The 21344-nt window shown below is 64.4% G+C and carries 22 protein-coding genes; 18 read left to right on the top strand and 4 right to left on the bottom strand.

Annotated features, from left to right (window positions below):
- Positions 1–37: 37 nt before the first annotated feature.
- Positions 38–904, bottom strand: coding sequence for a CPBP family intramembrane glutamic endopeptidase (locus VOI18_RS00900; RefSeq protein WP_323760544.1), 867 nt, complete (start codon positions 902–904; stop codon positions 38–40).
- 75 nt (positions 905–979) lie between these two features.
- Complete coding sequence (locus tag VOI18_RS00895; RefSeq protein WP_323760543.1) at positions 980–1786, bottom strand: undecaprenyl-diphosphate phosphatase; 807 nt, start codon at positions 1784–1786, stop codon at positions 980–982.
- Positions 1787–1935: 149 nt separating this feature from the next.
- Here VOI18_RS00895 and VOI18_RS00890 point away from each other — a divergent pair, with 149 nt between their 5' ends.
- The 5 genes from VOI18_RS00890 to VOI18_RS00870 all read left to right on the top strand — a co-directional run bounded on the left by VOI18_RS00890 (position 1936) and on the right by VOI18_RS00870 (position 6841).
- Positions 1936–2907 carry a cation diffusion facilitator family transporter gene (locus tag VOI18_RS00890; protein WP_323760542.1) on the top strand — a complete coding sequence of 324 codons (972 nt, stop codon included), beginning with the start codon at positions 1936–1938 and terminating at the stop codon, positions 2905–2907.
- A 31-nt stretch (positions 2908–2938) separates the two neighbouring features.
- Complete coding sequence (locus tag VOI18_RS00885; protein WP_323760541.1) at positions 2939–3616, top strand: glutathione S-transferase family protein; 678 nt, start codon at positions 2939–2941, stop codon at positions 3614–3616.
- Between the two features lie 143 nt (positions 3617–3759).
- Positions 3760–4626 (top strand): hypothetical protein, encoded by an 867-nt coding sequence (locus tag VOI18_RS00880; protein ID WP_323760540.1) that lies wholly within the window; start codon positions 3760–3762, stop codon positions 4624–4626.
- Positions 4601–5740, top strand: a complete 1140-nt coding sequence (gene queG / locus VOI18_RS00875; RefSeq protein ID WP_323760539.1) for a tRNA epoxyqueuosine(34) reductase QueG — start codon at positions 4601–4603, stop codon at positions 5738–5740. The genes VOI18_RS00880 and queG overlap by 26 nt, the downstream gene beginning before the upstream one ends.
- Before the next feature lie 126 nt (positions 5741–5866).
- Entirely contained in the window at positions 5867–6841 is a 975-nt protein-coding gene (locus VOI18_RS00870; RefSeq protein WP_323760538.1) for a diguanylate cyclase, read from the top strand.
- Here the strand turns inward: VOI18_RS00870 and VOI18_RS00865 are convergent, their stop codons facing one another.
- Complete coding sequence (locus tag VOI18_RS00865; protein WP_323760537.1) at positions 6842–7528, bottom strand: hypothetical protein; 687 nt, start codon at positions 7526–7528, stop codon at positions 6842–6844.
- 226 nt (positions 7529–7754) lie between these two features.
- Between VOI18_RS00865 and VOI18_RS00860 the strand changes: the two genes are divergently transcribed.
- The 3 genes from VOI18_RS00860 to infC all read left to right on the top strand — a co-directional run bounded on the left by VOI18_RS00860 (position 7755) and on the right by infC (position 10576).
- Positions 7755–8903, top strand: coding sequence for a glycosyltransferase family 4 protein (locus tag VOI18_RS00860; RefSeq protein WP_323760536.1), 1149 nt, complete (start codon positions 7755–7757; stop codon positions 8901–8903).
- On the top strand, positions 8900–9883 hold the full coding sequence (locus VOI18_RS00855) for a glycosyltransferase family 9 protein (RefSeq protein ID WP_323760535.1): 984 nt from the start codon (positions 8900–8902) through the stop codon (positions 9881–9883). The genes VOI18_RS00860 and VOI18_RS00855 overlap by 4 nt, the downstream gene beginning before the upstream one ends.
- Positions 9884–10036: 153 nt before the next feature.
- Positions 10037–10576 carry a translation initiation factor IF-3 gene (infC, locus tag VOI18_RS00850; RefSeq protein WP_416374847.1) on the top strand — a complete coding sequence of 180 codons (540 nt, stop codon included), beginning with the start codon at positions 10037–10039 and terminating at the stop codon, positions 10574–10576.
- Between the two features lie 69 nt (positions 10577–10645).
- Here the strand turns inward: infC and VOI18_RS00845 are convergent, their stop codons facing one another.
- Positions 10646–11914 carry an MFS transporter gene (locus VOI18_RS00845; RefSeq protein WP_323760533.1) on the bottom strand — a complete coding sequence of 423 codons (1269 nt, stop codon included), beginning with the start codon at positions 11912–11914 and terminating at the stop codon, positions 10646–10648.
- Positions 11915–12166: 252 nt separating this feature from the next.
- Here VOI18_RS00845 and VOI18_RS00840 point away from each other — a divergent pair, with 252 nt between their 5' ends.
- The 10 genes from VOI18_RS00840 to VOI18_RS00795 all read left to right on the top strand — a co-directional run bounded on the left by VOI18_RS00840 (position 12167) and on the right by VOI18_RS00795 (position 21208).
- Positions 12167–12640: a peptidase S1 gene (locus tag VOI18_RS00840; protein WP_323760532.1), complete on the top strand. Its 474-nt coding sequence runs from the start codon at positions 12167–12169 to the stop codon at positions 12638–12640.
- Positions 12641–12663: 23 nt separating this feature from the next.
- On the top strand, positions 12664–14427 hold the full coding sequence (locus tag VOI18_RS00835) for a hypothetical protein (RefSeq protein ID WP_323760531.1): 1764 nt from the start codon (positions 12664–12666) through the stop codon (positions 14425–14427).
- A 183-nt stretch (positions 14428–14610) separates the two neighbouring features.
- Positions 14611–15063 (top strand): MerC domain-containing protein, encoded by a 453-nt coding sequence (locus VOI18_RS00830; RefSeq protein ID WP_323760530.1) that lies wholly within the window; start codon positions 14611–14613, stop codon positions 15061–15063.
- Positions 15064–15220: 157 nt separating this feature from the next.
- Positions 15221–15421, top strand: coding sequence for a 50S ribosomal protein L35 (gene rpmI / locus VOI18_RS00825; protein WP_323760529.1), 201 nt, complete (start codon positions 15221–15223; stop codon positions 15419–15421).
- 31 nt (positions 15422–15452) lie between these two features.
- Positions 15453–15809, top strand: a complete 357-nt coding sequence (gene rplT / locus VOI18_RS00820; RefSeq protein ID WP_323760528.1) for a 50S ribosomal protein L20 — start codon at positions 15453–15455, stop codon at positions 15807–15809.
- A 316-nt stretch (positions 15810–16125) separates the two neighbouring features.
- On the top strand, positions 16126–17208 hold the full coding sequence (gene pheS / locus VOI18_RS00815) for a phenylalanine--tRNA ligase subunit alpha (RefSeq protein ID WP_323760527.1): 1083 nt from the start codon (positions 16126–16128) through the stop codon (positions 17206–17208).
- The gene (locus tag VOI18_RS00810; RefSeq protein ID WP_323760526.1) at positions 17208–17600 is read left to right on the top strand and encodes a hypothetical protein; all 393 of its coding nucleotides are present in this window, start codon (positions 17208–17210) and stop codon (positions 17598–17600) included. Before pheS ends, VOI18_RS00810 begins: the two co-directional genes overlap by 1 nt.
- Positions 17600–18172, top strand: coding sequence for a hypothetical protein (locus VOI18_RS00805; protein WP_323760525.1), 573 nt, complete (start codon positions 17600–17602; stop codon positions 18170–18172). Before VOI18_RS00810 ends, VOI18_RS00805 begins: the two co-directional genes overlap by 1 nt.
- 19 nt (positions 18173–18191) lie before the next feature.
- On the top strand, positions 18192–20591 hold the full coding sequence (pheT, locus tag VOI18_RS00800) for a phenylalanine--tRNA ligase subunit beta (RefSeq protein WP_323760524.1): 2400 nt from the start codon (positions 18192–18194) through the stop codon (positions 20589–20591).
- A 2-nt stretch (positions 20592–20593) separates the two neighbouring features.
- Entirely contained in the window at positions 20594–21208 is a 615-nt protein-coding gene (locus VOI18_RS00795; protein ID WP_323760523.1) for a nucleotidyltransferase family protein, read from the top strand.
- Positions 21209–21344: the final 136 nt, after the last annotated feature.

Raw genomic sequence — 21344 nt, 5'->3', positions numbered from 1 at the left:
GTGCGCCGGACTGACGGATCAGAAAGCGGGTCGCGTGCTACGCGGCCCGTTTTTTCATGCCGCTCCGCCCCACGGCGATGAGCGGCAGGCCGGCGGCCAGCACCACCAACCCGCCCACGCCCAGCGGTCCGTTCCAGGGCCATTGCGGCGCTGACAGGAACAGCAGCGACACACCCGCGACGGCGTTCAGTGCGCCGTGCATGCCGGCCGCGGCCAGCAGCCCGCCGCGCTCGCGGGCCAGGGCATGATACGGCGTCCACAGGGTGGTGAAGAGCGTCATGACGGCGACCCCGGTCCAGCCGAGGCCCGGATAATTGTAGCCCATCAACACGATCGGTGCGTGCCAGAGTCCCCAGAGTACACCGACCACCAGACACATGGGCCAGAAGCCGAGAGCCGTCAGTCGCGGTTGCAACCAGCCGCGCCAGCCCAGTTCCTCGCTGACCAACAGGAAGACCGTGTTGACCGCGATCCCCACGGGCAGGCCGACCGCCAGCTGGATGGCCAGGAGAGTGCCCGGGTCCATCGGCACGTCCTGGTCCGAGGCGGCCAGTTGTGACGCGATGAGGGCGACCGGGTCGCCCATTGGCTGGCCGGACAGCACCAGGGTCGCCGCAACAGCGAGACCGCAGACCAGGACCGGTATGAGCCAGGCGATGGCTGTCCACCGGGCCACGGTCCAGGCGCTGAAGCCGCGCAGCCCGAGCGCTGCGAGCCGGCGCCCCCTGTCAAAGACAAGCGTGCAGACGATGGCAGCGATGGCCGGACCCATCATCATCAAGGACAGCATGGCGAGGCTGGCCAGCGGGCCCTGCGCGCCGAGGCCGCCGCTCGCCTGGATCTGCCAGGCAACCAGCCAGCTGAACCCGAATGCAATCAGCAAGAAAACCGTCACAGCCCGCATGGCCGGCCTCCATGGTTAGGGTCAAGCCTAATCAAGCACGGGCCGGACAGTCCGGCAAGATAATTCGGATTTTACCTAAACAACAAAGGCCAGCAGGGCGAGACCCAGGGCAACGCGATAGAGCGCGAATGGAAGGAAGCCGATCCGTTCGACCAGCCGCATCAGGACCGCGATCGCGGCCCAGGCGGTGACGAACGACAATCCGGCCACGATCAACCCGTCGGTCAGGCTGGCACCCGCCGTCATGCCGTCGGCCCGGATCAGCTCGATCAGCGAGACAAGGCCGAACGCCCCGATGACCGGGATCGCCATCAGCATCGAAAAGCGGGCGCTGTCGCTGCGGGTCAGTCCCAGGGCGCGCGCGGCGGTCATGGTGACGCCGGAACGCGATGCGCCGGGTATCAAGGCGAACAGCTGGGCGGCACCGATCAGGGCGGCCTGCCTGAAACTCATGGTGTCGATGGTGACCGTCTGGCGGCCATACCGGTCGGCCAGCCACAGCGGCAGGGCAAAGACCAGCGTGGCGATGGCGATGACGCGCGGCGAGCGCAGGCTGTCCACCAGGTCGAAGGCGATGAGGGCCCCGGCGACGATGATGATCGGCGGCATGGACGCGCCGACCAGCAGCGCGATCCGCCCGCCCGGCGTGACCCGGCCCTGCAGGAGCGCCAGCTTGCCCATCGCCACCGCAATGATATCGCTGCGGAAATAGACCAGCACCGCCAGCAGCGAGCCGGCATGGGCCATCACATCGATCAGCGGGCCCTGATCGGCCTGACCGAGCACTTGCGGCGCGAGGATGAGATGGGCCGAGGACGAGATCGGCAGGAATTCGGTGATGCCCTGCACCAGCGCGAGGATGACGAGATAGATGAGGCTCATGGGTTTTCCTGCCAGGACGGGTGGAGCGATATTTGAACAATCCGGCCCGATTGGCCAGACGCCCGACCGGCCATGCGCACAGGCCGACGCACCGGCCCGATTGACGACCGGGCCGTCGCACCGCAAAACCGGCATTGAAGGATGTCGACATGCCCCATGATTTTGCCGCCGGGCCGGGTGGTCCGGGTCGCCTGAGCCCGAAAGACGCGCTGAGCCATACTGGCCAGGCGACGGTGGCGTCGGTCGTGGTCGCGCTCATCCTGACCCTGACCAAGGCCGGTGTGTGGTGGATGTCGGGATCGGTGGCGCTGCTGGCCTCGATGGCCGACAGCCTGCTCGATCTGACCGCCTCGCTGGCGGTCTATCTGTCGGTCCGCTACGCCGCCGAGCCGGCCGATGCGGAACACCGTTTCGGGCATGGCAAGGCGGAAGCGTTCGCCGGCATCCTGCAGGCCATCTTCGTCGCCGTATCGGCGGCCCTGCTGATGCGCGAGGGAATCGAGCACCTGATCAATCCGGTCGAAGTCCGGGCGTCCGGCTGGGCCTATGCGGTGATGGGGTTGTCGATCGTGCTGACGATCGGCTTGGTGATTGTCCAGACCCGGGCCGTGGCGGCCACCGGGTCGGTCGCTGTCGAAGGGGATCGCGCCCACTATTTCTCCGATCTCGGCGCGAATGTGGTGGTCATTGTCGGGATCGCCGGATCGACCCTGCTGGGCCTGTTGTGGCTGGACGCCGCCGCCGCCCTCCTGGTCTCACTCTGGCTGTTCTGGACCGCCTGGACCGTGGCCCGCTCGGCCGGCGACCAGCTGATGGATCGCGAGCTGCCCGACGAGGCGCGCGAGCAGATCCGTGCGCTGGCCAGTGACGATCCCCGGATCATCAATCTTCACGCCTTGCGCACCCGGGCTGCCGGGCCGCTGGTCCACATCCAGTTTCACGTCTCCGTGGACCCGACGCTGACCCTGCAGCAGGCCCACACGATCCTGGTGGATTGCGAACGACGGCTGCACGCTACCTTCCCGGCGGCTGATATCCTCATCCATGCCGACCCGCATGGGGTTGCCGAACCGCATGGTGCTGAATTTTTCAATGCAGAAACCACCTCCAAGGACGCTTAGACTTCTGGTTGAAGCGGGTTAGCCTGTTGCCATGCGAACGCTTCACTTCTGGCCCCTCGACCCGTTTTCCCGGCAGGTTCGCCTCGTGCTCGAGGAGAAATCCTTGCGTCACGAGCTGCAGCTGGAAGTGCCCTGGGAGCGCCCGGACGATCTCCTGTCGCTCAATCCGGCTGGCACCACGCCGGTCCTGATCGATGAAAGCGGTGGCGGTCGGCGGGTGATCGTCGAGAGCCGGGCCATCCTTGAATATCTGGAAGAGACCACGCCGAGCCCCTGTCTCTTGCCGGGCGGGCCGGCCGAACGCGCCGAGGCGCGCCGTCTCGTTGACTGGTTCGACCGCAAATATGATGGCGAGGTCAACGCCTACCTCCTGCACGAAAAGCTGGAAAAGCGCGCCCAGGGTCTCGGCGCTCCCGACCCGGCCGCCCTGCGCGCCGGGCGCGACCACTTGCGCGGACATCTCGATCACATGGCCTGGCTTCTGGAAGCTCGCGACGGACTTGCCGGCCCGAGATATACCCTCGCCGACATTGCGGCGGCGGCGCACCTGTCCTGCGCCGATTATCTCGGCGACGTCCCCTGGGACGAGTTCGAGCCGGTCAAGCAATGGTATTCCCGTGTGAAATGCCGCCCGGCCTTTCGCGGGCTGCTGGCGGACAAGCTGCCGGGTGTGCCCGCGGCGGCGCATTATGCGGATCTGGATTTTTGATGATGAAAACTGTGTGTCGATACGTCCTTTCTATTATCTTTCTTGGGGTCTCGATCTCGCCTTCGTACGGTCAGTCGCGTGCTGAGCGCATTGGGTCATACGTGGCTTGGTCTGTTGAAATGACCAGCTTGTCGGATGGCGCTATGAGCCTGCTGGACACGACCCAAGCCGATGAAACCGTTGAGCTCCACGCTCAGCATCAGATTGATGCGACGACCGCGCGGCAGAGGTTGGCCAATTGGCGAAACTCGGCGGAAGCCCACCTTGATGCTCTGGAGGCCCGCCTCGCCGTGTTGAGCGTGGGCCCCGAGTTTCCGCTCGACGGCCAAGCAGACGGTATTGCGGCCCAGCGGAACAGCGTTGCAGACTTGATTCCGCGCGTGCGGTCATTTGTTGAAGCGCAGTACCATGCGTCTTCGGAAACAATCGCGGGACAAGTGGTGGATTGGCCAAGTGTGGCCGCCGCCCAGTATGCTGTGATTCAACAGGTGTATGTCGGGCAGATCAGGCAAAATCTGGCCTCAGGGACAAGCGATTCTGACCGCGACCCCGAGGAGGCTTGGGTCGAATCGATCAATGCGAACATGGCATCGATGATCCTCGTACTAGAGATGATGAGAATGGATTGGGGCGCTCAACCATCTGAGTTTATGGTCGACGACCCTGTTGAACGGTTGCAAGCGCGTCACAGCGCTGTGCGTGATCACGTATCACAAGGACGACGGGCCCTGCGTGAGCGAAATCGGGAAATCCAACGATCACCGTCATCGACCGAGAGGGGGCACCAGCTTTTGCCCTTGCTCGAACAAAGCAGCACCATTTTGGAGGCGGCGTTTGACCTCGAAACCGAAATGAGCGCGCTGCTGTTGGAGACCGGCCGTCGGATTGAAAGCGAAGGCGCATCGATAGGCGTGCTTGCGCAGCTAGAAGCTATAGCTTCGCTTGAGCAACAACGTAGTGAAAATCAGCAAAGAATGACTGCACTTGCCCAGCAAATGTTCCCCAACTGACGCTGAGGACCTCAAAGCCCTCGCCCTCGAACTCGGCTTCTCGACTGCCCGTATCTGCCGTGCCGACGAAGTCTGGGTCGCCGGTGATCGTCTGGCGGAATATGTCGCGGACGGGCATCACGGGTCGATGGTGTGGATGGAGGAGACGCTGGCGCGGCGTCAGCATCCCACGGCGATGTGGCCGGACGCGAAGTCGGCCGTGGTGGTCGGGCTGAATTACGGGCCGGAACGGGATCCCTTGCCGCTGCTTGAACGGCGCTCGGAAGGGGTGATCAGCGTCTATGCGCAAAACGCCGATTATCATGACCTGCTGAAGAAGCGGCTGAAACATCTGGCGCGGGCCTTTGCCGGGAAAACCGGCCAGCAGGTCAAGGTTTTCGTCGATACGGCGCCGTTAATGGAAAAGCCGCTGGCGGAGAAAGCGGGGCTGGGCTGGCAGGGCAAGCATACCAATCTGGTCTCTCGCGAGTTCGGCTCCTGGCTGTTTCTGGGCGTGATGCTGACCGAGGCCGAGCTGGAGCCGGACGAAGCCGAGCGCGACACCTGCGGCTCGTGCCGGTCCTGCCTCGATATCTGCCCGACGAAGGCCTTCCCGCAGCCCTACCGGATCGATGCACGACGCTGCATTTCCTATCTCACCATCGAGCACAAGGGTGTCATTCCGGTCGAATTCCGGGAGCCCATGGGCAACCGGATCTATGGCTGTGACGACTGTCTGGCGGTGTGCCCGTGGAACAAGTTTGCGCAAACCAGCGCCGAGGCGGCCTTTCATCCGCGGCCGGAGTTGAAGGGGCCCTTGCTGGCCGAGCTGGCGGCGCTCGATGATGCGGCGTTCCGCCAGGTGTTCACAGCCTCGCCGGTCAAGCGGATCGGTCGCGACCGTTTTGTCCGCAACGTCATGATTGCGATCGGCAATTCCGGTGACCTGGCGCTGCTTCCGGTAGTCGAATCGGCGCTCGATGACGCCTCGCCGCTGGTTCGCGGCATGGCGGTCTGGGCGCTGGGGCGGCTGTCTCCACCGCGTGCTTCGGATCTCCGTGACCTGAACGCCTTGAGCGAGCCGGACGCTGATGTCCGGGCCGAGTGGGGCGCCCTGCCAAGGCAGAATTCGTAGCGCGACGCGTCAAAATTGAGGGGATGTTATCCTTTTGTGACAGATACTGAGGCTCGAATTCTGGCAAGGACCGAGCTTCGGGGGGAGGGCGTCTGTCATGGCAACAATCAATATGGGCCGTTCACGATGACTTCGGCAGATTTTCAAACTGACCTGTCCTCCGAGGCGATCTCGGTGTTGATCTGCGAAAGCAGCTCGGTCCAGCTCCGCATCCTGTCTGAAGCCGTGCAGCAGGCCGGTTACAGCGTCCAGACCGCCAACAACGCCGAAGATTCCCTGAAGCTGCTCAACCTGGGAACGGTCGACATTTTCCTGACCGGCATCGAGGTTGGCGCCGTGTCGGGACTGGAAGCGTGCTGGTCGTTGAAGGCCAATACCGAAACCGAGTCCGTCTACACGATCGTGATTACCGCTTCGGGAGAAGACCGGCGCCTCGAGGAATCGCTCGATGCGGGCGCTGACGACTTTATCCGCAAGCCTGTGAACATGACCGAGTTGCGGGCCCGCCTGCGCGCCGCCAGCCGGCTGGTGCGGATGCAGAAACAGTTCAAGCGCCTCGCCGAGACCGACGCGCTGACCGGCGCGGCCAACCGCCGTGCCTTCATGCAATATCTTGAACTGCGGGCCGAGAGTGCAACCCGCGATGATATTCCGCTCTCGGTCATCATGATCGACCTCGATCACTTCAAGGCGATCAATGACACCCATGGTCATGCCGCCGGTGACACGGTGCTGATTCAGACGGTGCAGGCAGTGCAGGATTGTCTGCGTGACAATGACATGTTGGGCCGCCTCGGTGGCGAGGAATTCTGCGTCATCCTGCCGGGCGCCGGCCTGTTTTCCGCCGGAATTGCCGCGGAGCGCATCCGCGCAGCTGTGGAATCGATGACGATCTCCACCGATGAGGGCGTCAAGGTGCCTGTCACCGCGAGCCTGGGTGTTGCCAGCCTCAATAATGGCGACCTGATCTGCGCCCCGGACGTCCTGCTCCAGACCGCGGATGCGGCGCTCTACCGGGCCAAGGACACGGGTCGCAACAAGGTGTGGCTGGACGGTGCCGAGGAGCAGGACGACGCGCCGCAACAGCAACAGGCCGGCTGATCAGTCGACCGTGCCGGCATCCAGTCGGCGGGCTTCCAGTATGGCGCCGCGCAACAGAAGCGACGGAATGTCATCGGGCTCCTGTTCACGGGCCCGCTCCATGTCCTGCCAGGCGAGGTCAAGCTCTCCAAGCCCGAGGCGGGACTGTCCCCGATAGCGCCAGCCTGCGGCCAGATAGGGAGCGTGGGCGATCAACGCTTCGGCATCACCGGCCAGGGCCATCCAGTCTCCGGCATCGGCGAGCAGTCGGGCGCGGGCGAGACGCGCCGGAATCGAGTCCGGCACCAGGGCGAGCGCGGCCTCATAGGCCGAGGCCGCTTGACCGGGGAGGCCTGCCGCAAAGCGGGTATCACCCGCCAGGATGTAAAGCTCGGCGCGTTCCTCATCGACCATGCCGACCGGCTGGCGTTCGGCCAGGCTGACCAGGATGTCGGCCCCGACCCGGGGTTCACCGAGCTCGATAAGGGCCCGCGCTTCGCACACTTCCGCCGGCCATCCGCCGCCTTCAAGGCGCCAGGTCTGGGCCCGTTCGAGAGCCTCCGAGGGGTCGATCTGTATTTGCCCCAGGCAGGTGTCCAGGCGGACCCTTTCCCGGTAGGCGGCGCTGGTCTGGGCTTGGGCGATCGGCGCAAGGGCGATGGAAAGGGCGGCCAGCGACAGGGCGCAGACAGTCGGGGTAGTACGCATCAATCAACTCCGTCAGGTCGGGACGGGCCGCGTGGGGCCCGCGTGAATTACCGGTGACGCCCTTCCCCCGAGACAGGCTCCACCCGGACCAGATACGGCAGGATGACCCTGCGGGGATAGTCCGGGTTTCACCTCCAAGCCGGTTTGTTTTCCCGGGCGAGCTATGGAAGAAGTCTCGCCGGCAGGCATTCCGGCCTGGCGCGCGCATGAGAAAGCCCGTCCCGTCATGATCGTTCTCCAGGTGATACCCGAACTCGAAGCCGGTGGCGCCGAGCGGACAACGCTGGAAGTCGCCGAGGCCGTGGTCGCTGCCGGGGGGCGGGCGCTGGTTGCCAGCGAGGGCGGTCGCCTTGAGGGTGAGCTGGCGGCACTGGGCGGTGAGCTCATCCGCCTGCCGGTTGCCAGCAAGAACCCGCTCACCCTGTGGTCCAACATGCAGTCGCTGGTCAGCCTGGTCCGTCGCGACGGCGTCCAGATCGTGCACGCCCGCTCGCGCGCGCCGGCCTGGAGCGCGAAATGGGCCTGCGACCGGACCGACGCCCGCTTCGTCACCACCTATCACGGCACCTACAATGCCAGATCAGGACTGAAGCGGCGCTATAATTCGGTCATGGCTCGCGGCGAGCGGGTCATCGCGAACTCGCAATTCATTGCTGACCATGTCCGGCGCGAACACGCCGTCGAGGAAGACCGTCTGGTTGTTATTCCGCGCGGCGTCGATCTGGCGCGCTTCGACCCGGCGGCGGTCCAGCCGGACCGGGTCTCGGCCCTCGCCGCGCAATGGGGCGTCGCGGCGCTGGTTGGCTCCGCGCCGATACTGCTGTTTCCCGGCCGGTTGACCGGCTGGAAAGGTCAGCGCGAGGCCATCCGGGCGCTCGCCGGGCTGGCCGACACCGGTCGCGCCGCGCCGCACCTTCTGCTGGTCGGCGATGCGCAAGGCCGTGACGCCTACGCCAACGAGCTCGACGAGCTGGCGACCGCCCTCAGTGTAGCCGACCGGGTTCACCGGGTCGGTCATTGCACGGACATGCCGGCAGCGCTGGCGCTGTGCGATCTCGTCCTCACGCCATCGATCGAGCCGGAGGCCTTTGGCCGGACGGCGGCGGAAGCCGGCGCAATGGGGCGGCTGGTCATCGCGGCGGACCATGGGGGTGCCCGTGAGGTGGTTCGGCACGGTGAAACGGGCTGGCGGGTCAAGCCGGGCGATCCGGCCGCCCTAGCTGCTGCCATCGCGACGGCACTGACGCTGGACCGGAATGTGCATGACACCATGATCGCCGCTGCCCGTGACCATGTCGCGACGCATTTTTCTACCGTCTCCCTGCAAGCTTCGACTTTGCGGGTCTATCGTGAGGTTCTAAACTCAGCCCCATGACCGAGCCGCAGCGCGACATAACCTATATCCTTCACTGGGGTGACCTGACCTCGACGGTGCGCATGCTGGCGGCCGCGAAGACCATTCGCGACGCCTTCCGGCGTGACCGCATCATCTTGCTGACCACGCCGGACTATGAGGGTTTCCTCAAGCATTGCCCGTGGTTCAATGCGATCGAGATCGATGCCTGTCCGGACACGCGGCCGATGGTCGGGCTCCGTGACAAGCGGATCAAGCTGGCCAAGCCCGTGCGGGTGTTTGATCTCGTGGGAAGCGCTGAATCCCGCAAGATCAAGGGCAATTTCCGCTTCTCGAAATGCCGCTGGTACGACATTGCGGCGGGCGCGGATGCAGGCGGGCACCCGGTCGACGCTTTGGCAGGGGCGCTCAATGATGCGCTGGGCTTCGAGCCGACATTCTTCCCGCTGGGCGCGGCGCCGTCACCGGATGCCAGCTGGGTCGATTTCCTGGCCAAGCAGTCCCGCATGCTGGACCCGGAATATTTCGGCCTCAATGGACCATTCGCCTTGCTGGCCCCGGCGGGCGACAGCGTGAAACCGGCCTTGCGCTGGCCGATGGAGAAATGGGCCGCGCTGGCGCATGAACTTCTGCAGGCGGGCATCACGCCGGCCCTGATCGGCGGCCCGGACACGCGCGATGTCGGCCGTCACGTGTCACAAGTGGCACCGGGCGCGCGGGACCTGACTGGCAAGGCCAAGCTGCCACAGCTGGCCGGACTGGCGCGGCGGACGAATTTTGTCTTCTCCGAAGACACGCCGCTGGTCCACCTGCTGACGGCCGCCGGCGCGCCGGCGCTGGCCCTTTACGGCAATATCGATGACCCGGCGCCGATCGCGCCGCGCGGATCCGCTCCGGTCATCCTGATGCATGCGGTCACCCTGGCCCAGGTGACACCGGAAGAGGCCATCGCCGCGATGCGCTTCGCGGGCGGCTTTGACCGGGCACCGGCTGCCGCGTGAACCGCTCTGCACGCTTGCCAATTGTGATCATTTCACCATAGTGCCCGCCTCCCGGCGGACCTGAGGCGCTATTTGCCTGTTTAGGGCTTGATCCAGCGCCGTCCCGGGAGGATTAGTAAGGTTCAGCTTTGGGGCAACCAGGGAGAAGATGCCATAGCCCGTAGACCGCACGCTGCGCAACCGCCCAAAAAAGAGGGCCCGCGCATTAACCGGGATATCCGCGTACCGCGGGTGCTCCTGATCGACGAAACTGGTGAGAAGCAAGGCATTATGCCGACGGAAGCGGCCCTTGAGGCCGCCGAACAGGCTGGGCTCGACCTCGTTGAAGTGTCGCCGAATGCCGATCCGCCAGTTTGCAAGATCGTCGATTACGGCAAGCTGAAATACCAGGACCAGAAGAAAAAGGCCGAGGCCAAGAAGAAGCAGAAGACCGTCGAGATCAAAGAGATCAAGATGCGTCCGAACATCGATATCCATGACTACCAGGTGAAAACCAAGGCCATGCATCGCTTCTTCGAGGCGGGTGACAAGGTCAAGGTGACCCTGCGTTTCCGGGGCCGCGAAATGGCTCACCAGAATCGCGGCATGGACATCATGAACCGCGTCAAGGAAGACTTCGGCGAAGTGGCCAAGGTCGAGTTCGAGCCCAAGCTCGAAGGTCGCCTGATGGTCATGGTGATGGCGCCGCGTTAAGCGGGCCTCACATGTCAGATACGAAAGCGGCGCCTCCCGGGGCGCCGTTTTTGTTTGTCTGCCGGAGGGTCAGGCCGGGGGGCGGGCCGGGTCTTCCTCGACCTGGTCGAGGGCGTCGGTCCTTGCCAGTTGCGGGAACAGGCGGAACCACGCGGCCGCGGTGACCAGTGCCATGCCGCCGCCCAGAAGGACCGCGCCAATGGGTCCCATGAAGCGGGCGGCGACGCCGGACTCGAATTCGCCCAGCTCGTTCGAGGCGGAGATGAAAATGAACTCGACCGCCGAGACCCGGCCTCGCATGCCAACCGGCGTGGCCAGCTGGATAATGGACTGGCGGATGAAGACCGAGATCATGTCGGCGGCTCCGGTCACGGCCAGGGCGATCATCGACAGGATCAGCACCTCCGACAGCGCGAAACCGATCATGGCGACGCCGTAGACGCCGATCGCGCCCAGCATCCAGATGCCGATCCGTCGGGTCAGCGGACGCACGGCAAGCAGGAAGGCAATCAGCCCGGCGCCGATCGCGGGCGCCGTGCGCAGCAGGCCGAGGCCAACCGTGTCTGTATGCAGCACGTCGCGTGCGAAGACCGGGAGGAGGGCCGTGACACCGCCGAACAGCACGACCACCAGGTCCAGTGAGATCGCACCCAGCACAACCTTGTTGTCGCGCACATAGCGCAGGCCGTCGATCACCATCGACAGGCCGCGCTGCCCCTCCAGCTTTTCATGCCTGGGCGTACGGGCTGTCGCAATGACGAGGGTGGCGACGACCAGCATGACGGCGCTGACCAGATAGACCGTGGTCGGTCCGATAATATACAGCAGGCCGCCCACCGCCGGCCCCCCGATCGCTGCGACCTGGAAGCCCAGCGAGTTCCAGGCGATGGCCTGGCGCATGTCGTCACGCGGCACGATCCGCGCCATCAGGGCGCTGGAAGCGGCGGGAGAAAAGGCGTGGGTCACGCCGAGGAAGGTGGCCGCCGAAAAAACGATGACCAGCGTCACGGGCCCGGAATGGAAGGGGCTGATGGCGAGGGCGACGGCGCAGGCGACCCGGATCAGGTTGGTGACAACGAGGATCAGCTTGCGGTCGAGCCGGTCGGCGGCCTGCCCGCCCAGCAGGGACAGGAAGAAGACCGGGGCAAACATTGCCAATCCGACAAATCCCAGCATCAGGGCGGATTCTTCCACCGAGCGGGTCTGACGCGCGACATCATAGACCTGCCAGCCGATTGCCACCGCCTGCATCTGGCGGGCCGCCGACAATAATTGCCGCATGATCCAGTAATGCCGGTAGGGCTGATTGGCGAAGATCGACAGGGAGGGTGTGAGCACGACAAAAATCCGCTGGACACCGCGAGCGCGGCCCGGTCGCCGATTAACGCGCTTTCCTGCGAGAATTCAACAGGCTGGACGACAGCCCTGCGCTGGCGCCTTATTGCTGCCGCGTGTTTGCCGGAAACGCGGCTCACCCATTCAGATGATGTTCAGCCGCCCGGATTTCTGATGATATCCGACACAAAGCATGTTCAACTGACACGTGACGCGACGGCGTGTCGCGATGGCGACCGGACAGGAGACAGATTGATGCGTCTTTGGCATTCCGCCCTGATTTCACTGGTCTTGCTGGCCTCGCCAGCCGGGTCAGGCGCAGCGTGGGGTGTCGGGGCCGGGCCGGGAGAGAGCCTCTACCTGTCCGCCGGGTTCACGCCGGATCCGGTCACCATCGACCTGGAGCTGGAGGCGCGCATCGATGCGTCGACCGACGTTTCCGAAACCTGCCACGGCTTCGTCAGCGGCGCCGAGCCTGATGTCGCGGTATATTACAACGCCGGACCTTTCCCGCTCATCCTGTCGGCCGCCTCGGACGATGACATGACGCTGGTCGTCAATGCGCCGGATGGTCAATGGTATTGCGATGATGACAGCGGCAGCGGCCTCAATCCTTCGATCCGGTTCGGTGAACCCGTTTCCGGTCACTACGATATCTGGGTCGGCCGCTTTCTCGGGCCAGGCCCGGCGACGGCCCGCCTGTCGATTTCCGAACTATACAGCGAGTGACACTTCAATCCTGGGGGAGAAACATGATGAAACTTCAATTGCTGACGGGCGCCGCAGTCGCGACCCTTCTGGTCGCCGCACCGGCACAGGCGGTGCAGGACATATCCGCAGCTCCGGCCTATGGGTCGGGTCAGCTGGACGCCGGCTTCATTCCTGATCCGGTCTCGATCGGCCTGCGCGCCGGGGGTGCCATGCCAGCGAGCGGTGCCTCGGAATGGTGTCCGGGGTTCGTGAGCTATCAGCCGTCCTACAATCTCAATTACTCGGCCGGCGATTTCAGCCTCTATCTCTCGGCGGCCTCTGATGTGGATACCGTATTGCTGGTCAACACGCCGGATGGCGCCTGGCATTGCGACGATGACGGTGCCGGAAGCGGCCTGAATGCCGGCATGATGTTTGATAACCCGCAGAGCGGGCTCTACAATATCTGGGTCGGAACCTATGGCTCCGGCGGCGGCTATGAGCCAGCGATGTTGCATATTTCCGAGCTCGGCTTCGAGGATGACAATCCTTATTCGCAAGCCCCGTCTGCCGGCTTGCCGCCGCAATCGGGAACGCTCAGCCTGAGCGAAGGGTTCGCCGATGATCCGCGGACGGTCGCGGTCCAGGCCGGCGGCGAGATGACACTCGACCGCTTCGCCGATGGCATGTGCTGGGGCAATGCTGACCGGGCACCGGACGTTTGGGTCGACTATGCCGGCAGCGACACCTTTGACCTGTATTTCTCGATGCAGGCCGAGAGCGACACGACGCTTGCCGTACAGTCGCCGGATGGTGGCTGGCACTGTGATGATGACAGCGCCGAAAACCTGAATCCGGGCGTACAGATCCGTGATCCGCTGCCGGGCCGCTATGCGGTCTGGACCGCGCGCTACTCGTCCAGCGCCCACATTCCGGCGACGCTCTACGTGTCCGAGCTCGGTTTCCTCGGCAATGTCGATGAACCGGCAGTGCTCGATTATTCGCTGCCGTCCCAGTCCGGGTCGGCTTCGCTGCAGGCCGGCTTTGTGCCTGATCCCTACAATGTTGATGTCATCGCCGGTGGCGGCACGGATGTCTACGAAGCGGTCGCGCAGAACTGTCGCGGCTGGGCAGACAGTGCGCCGGATTTCGATCTGGAATACGAGGCCGGGGATTTCGATCTCTACCTGTCGGCCAGCTATGACGGTGACGCGACCCTGATCGTCAATGCGCCCGATGGCAGCTGGCACTGTGATGATGACAGCGCCGGCGAGCTCAATCCGGGTGTCGTGTTCAATGATCCGGCGTCGGGTCGCTATGATGTCTGGGTTGGCACCTATGGCGAGTATGACGGGGGTCCGGCGACGCTGCATGTGTCCGAACTCGGTTTCGGCGGCGGCTTCCTGCCCGACACCCCGCTCGATTACGCCCTGCCGGCCAATTACGGGGATGTCGAGCTGACCGGTGGCTTTGTTCCCGATCCCTATCTCGTCGAGCTGATGGCCGGCGGTGAAGTCGAGGCGGAATCGGCCGCCGACCAGTCCTGCCGCGGTTTCGTGACCCTGGCGCCGGATGTGGAGCTCAGCTTCGAGCCGGGTGGCCTCGACCTGTACATCTCGGCCGTGTCCGAGCGTGACACCACCCTGGTGATCAACGGGCCCGACGGGGAATGGTATTGCAATGATGACGGCGCCGGGAACCTGAACCCGGGCGTCCACTTTGCCGATCCGCAAGCCGGCGTCTACGACATCTGGGTCGGAACCTATTCGGGCGGTGACCTGTCGCCGGCGGTTCTGGCGATTTCCGAGCTCGGCTTCCACGAATAAGCCGGAAACCAGCCGCGCAGCGCGCGGGGATCAGGAGAGGGCGGCCCGTTCGGGTCGCCCTTTCTTGTCTGTGCCGGCTCCCTGCCGGAGGCGCGCGCAGAAAATTGCCGGATAGCGCAGTTCGGTGCTTTGCAAGCGGTGAATGTTATACTATATCACCGTTACACCGCTGCCGGACAATTCATGCCCTTTCACCGCCACATCTCCGATCATCAAGGCAAGCTCGACGCCACCGGCGTCGGCCTGTCAGCCCTGTGTATCGCCCACTGCCTCTTCCTGCCGGCAGCTGCCGCGGCGACGCCCATGCTGGCGCCAGAGGCCGGTGAACTGTTGGGCCTGAGCCATGACTGGCACTTGCTGCTGCTCGCCATCGCGGCGCCGGTCTCGCTGATCGGCCTGGGCTGGAGTGTGCGGGCGACTCGCGCCGGATGGCCGATCTTCGTGATTGGTCTGGCCGGCCTGTCGGTCATGGCACTGGGTGCCTCGCACCTGTTTTCGACAACCGTCGAGACCGTGCTGACCCTGGGCGGCGTGACCGTGCTCGCCGGAGCCCATTTCGCCAATTGGCGGGCCCGCGCCCGGGCCGGGCATGTGCATGAGCGCGATTGTGGCCTGTGTGACGATCACGCGCACTGAGTCTCAACCCGCTTGCGACTCGCATGACCGCTTGCAATCAGGGGCATTGCGGGTATAAACCCCCGCTTCCAACACCAGCCAACCGGGCCGAATTCGACATGCCCGCTGGCTGAACCATCCACCGGACGCTTCCGGGCGTCCTGCAAAGGAGATGAAAATGTCGAAGATGAAGACGAAGAGCGGCGCCAAAAAGCGCTTCAAGCTCACCGCCACGGGTAAGGTGAAGGCCGGTCAGACCGGCAAGCGCCACGGCATGATCAAGCGGACCCCCAAGCAGATCCGCAACAAGCGCGGCCAGGTGACCCTGTCACCCCAGGACGCCAAGATCGTGAAAAAATACCTCCCGAACGGCCTTTAAGGCCGCTGGCACCGAGTAGGAGCACTTCAATATGTCTCGAGTAACGTCCGGACCGGCGACCTCTAAACGCCACAAGTCAGTCATCAAGAAAGCCAAGGGCTATTACGGCCGCCGCAAGAATACCTTCCGCGTTGCCGTCCAGGCCGTGGAAAAGGCCGGCCAGTACGCCTATCGCGACCGCCGCGCCAAGAAGCGCAATTTCCGCTCGCTGTGGATCCAGCGCATCAATGCCGGCGCCCGCCAGCACGACATGAATTATTCGGTCTTCATGAACGGCCTCGCCAAGGCCGGCATCGAAGTTGACCGCAAGGTCCTCGCCGACATCGCCATGCACGAGCCGGACGCCTTCAAGGCCCTGGTCGACCAGGCGCGGGACGCTCTGGGCTAAACGCCTGGAACACCGAGTTTCAAAGAGGCCCGTCGGCGTGAAGCTGGCGGGCCCTTTTTGTTTGTGGTGACGGTCTCGGTAATAGGTCCTTCCCCTTGATGGGGAAGGTGGGCCGGCGCGCAGCGCCGGGTCGGATCGGGTGAAACGCGTCAGCGTTCTAATCCTGACGGACCGTCACCCACTCCGTCTCGCCGCTGCGCGGCGATCCACCTCGCCTTGTCTGGGCGAGGACCTATTTGCCCCCCAGCCGTCACTCCCGGTCGACACACAAAACCCCAGCCGCTAAATCCTTCCCGACCGTATGGGACGACATGACATGACTGACACTTCCAATCTCGACACGCTTGAAGCCGGGGTCCGCAGCCAGATTGAGGGCGCGACCGATGAGGCCGGGCTGGACGCGGTGCGCGTTGCGGCGCTGGGCAAGAAGGGCTCGGTGTCGTTGATGATGCGCGAGCTGGGCAAGATGAGCCCGGAAGAACGTCAGGTGATGGGCCCGGCGCTCAATGGTCTCAAGACCCGGCTCAATGACGCCATCGAGGCGCGCAAGGCGGATCTGGAAGCGGCAGCCCTGAATGCGGCGCTGGCGTCGGAGAGGGTTGATGTGACTTTGCCGGTGCGGCCGGAACCGAAGGGCTCGCTGCACCCGATCACACAAGTGATGGAAGAGCTGGCGGTGATCTTTGCCGATATGGGCTTTGCCGTCGCCGAAGGGCCGGATGTGGAGACCGATTTCCACAATTTCACCGCCCTCAACTTCCCGGAAGGTCACCCGGCCCGCGACACCCAGGACACTTTCTTCATGAAGCCGGACGCCGAGGGCATGCGCAAGGTCCTGCGCACGCACACCTCGCCGGTGCAGATTCGCACCATGCTGGAAGGCAAGACGCCGATCCGCATCATCGCGCCGGGCCGCGTCTATCGCTGTGACTGGGACCAGACCCATACGCCCATGTTCCACCAGGTCGAAGGCCTGGTGATCGACAAGGAAACCCATATGGGTCACCTCAAGGGCACGCTGATGGACTTCATTGCCGCCTTCTTCGAGACCGACCAGGTGGAAGCGCAATTCCGCCCGCACCACTTCCCCTTCACCGAACCGTCGGCGGAGATGGATGTGCGCTATGAGCGGGTCGGTGATGCAGTGAAGGTCGGCTCCGGCGACAAATGGATGGAAATCCTCGGCTGCGGCATGGTCCACCCGAATGTGATCCGCAATTGCGGCCTCGACCCGGACGAATACCAGGGCTTCGCCTTCGGCATGGGCGTCGATCGTCTCGCCATGCTCAAATACGGCGCCCCCGACCTGCGCGATTTCTTCAACTCCGACGTCCGCTGGATGGCGCATTACGGCTTCAGCCCGCTGCTGCAGGCAAACCTGGCGACAGGGCTGAGTTGATGCCGGAGGCCGCGCTTCAGTGCGGATCAATGCGCATCGCGATCTCTGATGAGGCCGCGGACAGCATCTATGTTCTGGTGCACCTTGCTTCGGATCTGGGAGAGGCGAAATCCCAAGTCTATACGTTTCGTCTCGGGATCGCGTCATTTCTCGACCAGCTTGGCCATTTGGGCCGCTCCCTCGACGGGACAGCGAAGCTCGACGCAATTGAAGGTGATTTCAGTCTCGTAGTCATGATGGCGGGTAAGATGGGGCATATCGATGTGAAAGCCCGGCTTGCAACGTTCGACAGGAGCAGTGAGTTCGTCGCCTCGGGTCAGGCCGATCAGTCATATCTGTCCGATTTCATGCGGGCTCTCCGGGCCCTAAAGATCGATGAGGGCGACGACTGATGTGGCGCTGGCTCACAAATAACCACCAGACCCTGACCGGGATCGGCGCGATGCTTGTGGGTGTCGCGGCGCTTTTTGTCGCCTGGGACCAGGGCCGGGTGATGCGGGCGCAGCAGCATGCCGATGTCTGGCCGGCGGTACAGGTTGAAACCCAGATGTCGACCGAGGACGGTCAGCACATCTTTCTTGTCGGCATGACCAATGACGGGATCGGCCCGGCGCTGGTCGATCGGATCGACGCGTCCTTCGCCGGTCAGTCACTGCGCAACTGGGAAGAGATGGGCACGGTGCGTCCGGACGGTCTGCCACGCCCCGACATGTGGACCGGTGGCAGCCAGGGCGCGATCCTCGCACCGGGTGAAACCGTTGTCCTGGCCCAGATCACCTGGCCGGCCAGTGAAGAGCGCTGGCCGCTCATCCGTGACTACCAGCAAGACTTCTTCGCCCTCACGGTCGAGGCCTGTTATTGCTCCGTCTATGGACGGTGCTGGACGGCCCGCCGCGATGGCCGGACCAATCATCCCGAACCGATCGACGCCTGCCCGGCGGTCGATCCGGATTCCAACTTGTAAGTGACGGCAGGAGCCGACGATGAAATTCCCGCTTTCCTGGCTGAAATACCACCTCGAGACCGACGCCTCCCTTGAGGAGATCGCCGACGCCATGACCATGGCCGGTCTGGAGATCGAGGAGATTGACAATCCGCTGGAGAAGTTCGCGGCCTTCACGGTCTGCCATGTCACCCATGCGGAAAAGCATCCCGATGCCGACAAGCTGAAAGTGTGCACGGTCGAGACGGTCGACGGCACCAAGCAGATCGTTTGCGGTGCCCCCAATGCCCGCACCGGCATGTATGCCATCTACGCGCCGCTGGGGACCTACATCCCGGGCCTCGACTTCGCGCTGGACAAGAAGCCGCGCAAGATCCGCGGTGTCGAGAGCCATGGCATGATGTGCTCGGCCAAGGAATTGGAACTGGGCGAGGATCATGACGGCATCATCGACCTGCCCGAGCCCTTCGAAGTCGGCACGCCGGCGGTTGTAGCCTTGGGTCAGGCAGACCCGGTGCTGGATTTTGAAGTCACGCCCAACCGCCCCGACTGGCTGGGTGTGCGCGGCATTGCCCGCGACCTCGCCGCGACCGGGATTGGCACGCTCAAGACCCATGATATCGACGCCATCCCCGGCAGCTTCCCCTGTCCGGTCAAGGTTGAGCTGGACTGGCCGGAGGCCTGCCCGGTCTTCGCCGGCCGTGTGATCCGGGGCGTCAAGAATGGTGAAAGCCCGGATTGGCTGAAAAAGGCGATCAAGGCGATCGGCCTCAGGCCCATCAACTTCCTCGCCGACATGACCAACATGATCTCGGTCGACCGCTGCCGGCCGCTGCATGTCTATGACCTGGCCAGGCTGGACGGTGTGATCCGGGCCCGTCGTGGCAAGGGTGAGGCGGACCGCTTCGAGGCGCTCGACAACAAGGAGCACGTGCCGGGCGAGGACCAGTGCGTGATCGCCGACGATGCCCGCTGCCTCGGCTTTGGCGGCATCATGGGCGGCAGCCATTCCGGCGTCTCATCCGAAACGACGGACGTTTTCATCGAGAGTGCCTGGTTCGACCCGCTGATCACGCGCGCCACCGCCAAGGCGACCGGCATCGACAGCGATGCCAAATACCGGTTCGAGCGCGGCGTTGATCCGGCGTCGGTCGTCGACGGTATCGAGCAGGCGACCGAGCTGGTCCTGAAATACTGCGGCGGTGAGGCATCAGACGTGGTCGTCGCTGGTGAGGTCCCGGCCGCTCCGGCCGCCATTGAGTTCCCCATCGCCGAGGTCAAACGCCTGACTGGGCTCGACCTGCCACGCGCCGAGATCATCCGCATCCTGGAAACGCTGGGCTTTGCGCCATCAGGCGAGGGAGATGTCCTGACCGTCGGTGTGCCGAGCTGGCGCATGGATTGTACCCAGAAGGCCGATCTGGTCGAAGAGGTCGCCCGCATTCATGGCTTCGACAAGCTCGACGCTGTCTCCCTGCCGCGCCCGCCCGTGCGCCGGCAAGCGCCGGCCACGGTGATGCAGCTGCGCGCCCGCCATGCCCGCCGCGCGCTGGCCGGTCGGGGTTATTCGGAATCTGTCACCTGGTCCTTCTGCAATACGCAGCAGGCCAAGCTGTTTGGCGGTCATGGCGCCGGGCTGGAGCTGGAAAACCCGATTTCCTCCGAGCTCGACGTGATGCGGCCGACGGCGCTGATCCATCTTCTCACAGCGCTGCAGGCCAATGCCGATCGCGGTCAGGATGATGCGCGCCTGTTCGAGGTCGGACCGATCTATCTGGATGACAGCGACAAGGGCCAGAAACTGGTCGCGACCGGCGCGCGCCGGGTCGAGGCCGGTCGCCACTGGGCCGGGACCCGTCAGCCAGACATTTTCGACGCCAAGGCCGACGCGCTGGCGGCGCTCGCGGCGGCCGGTGCGCCGGTCGACAGCCTGCAGGTTGCCGCCGAGGCGCGTGAATGGTGGCATCCGGGCCGGTCCGGCGTTCTGCGTCTGGGTCCCAAGAATGTCATGGCCGAGTTCGGCGAGATCCACCCTGCCGTCCTCAAGGCGCTCGATATCGACGGTCGGGTGCTGGCCTTTGAAATCGTGCTCGACGCCATCCCGCAGCCCAAGAAGGCCTCCGGTCTCAAGGCCCGCACCCCGCTCGAGCGCGCCGACCTGACGCCGGTCACCCGTGACTTCGCCTTCCTGGCCGACAAGTCGGTGGCGGCCGATACGCTGGTCCGCGCCGCCAAGGGTGCCGACAAGCAGATGATCACGAATGTCTCCGTGTTCGACGTCTATGACGGCAAGGGCGTGCCGGAGGGCCAGGTCTCGCTGGCCATCGAGGTCACCCTGCAGCCGCGCGACAAAACCCTGACCGAAAAAGAGATCGAGGCGATCGCGGCCGGCATTGTGGCCAAGGTCGAAAAGGCCACCGGCGCCAGCCTGCGCAGCTGACCATGACCGGCGACGCATCAGGCTGGACTGTGCCGCCCGCGGCGGAGCAGTCCGCATTTGTGATTGCCGCTGTGATGGCGGATCCCCTGGCCTGCGAGGTGCTGGAGCGGGCGCACAGGCTTGGCCTGCCGGACTGGGCGCTGATGGCCGGCGCGGTCTACAAGGCGGTGTGGAACGCACAGACCGGCCGCCCCGGCGGCTACGGGATCAATGACTATGATCTCGCCTATTTCGATGCCGGTGACCTGGGTGCGGCGGCAGAGGCCAACGTGGTTGGGCCCGCTGAAGCGCGGTTTGCCGACCTTCCGGTCCCGGTCGAGATCTGCAATCAGGCCCGCGTGCATATCTGGTTCAACGAGGCGTACGGCACGCAGCGTGAAGCCCTGGTCGACACCACCGACGCGCTGCGCCACTTCGCCTCGCTGACCCATGCCGTGGCTATCCGCCTGGATCGGCATGGTCGGCCGGAACTCCTCGCGCCGCTGGGACTGGAAGCGGTCTTCTCGAGAACGATTCGGCCGATGCCCGGCCTTGCCGGTCCCGAGGCCTGGAATCGCAAGATTGCGGAGCAGGCCCGGCTCTGGCCCGAGCTGGATTTTGTGCCCGCTCCCGTCTGACGCGAGTCCGGCTTTTTGCGACTCAACCGTCGGGGGATTTTGCCGCGGAATTCCGGCCGGAAGGGCGAATTTTCGGTCAATCGCGCGTGAGGCGTATGGCAAGCGCCGCGCACAACCGCTAGGCTCGTTAATGCAA

Source organism: Maricaulis sp. (assembly GCF_034670125.1).
In the GTDB taxonomy this organism is placed as follows: domain Bacteria; phylum Pseudomonadota; class Alphaproteobacteria; order Caulobacterales; family Maricaulaceae; genus Maricaulis.
The sequence above is the reverse complement of the archived record's forward strand: the minus strand, read 5'-3'. Positions and strand labels throughout refer to the sequence as shown.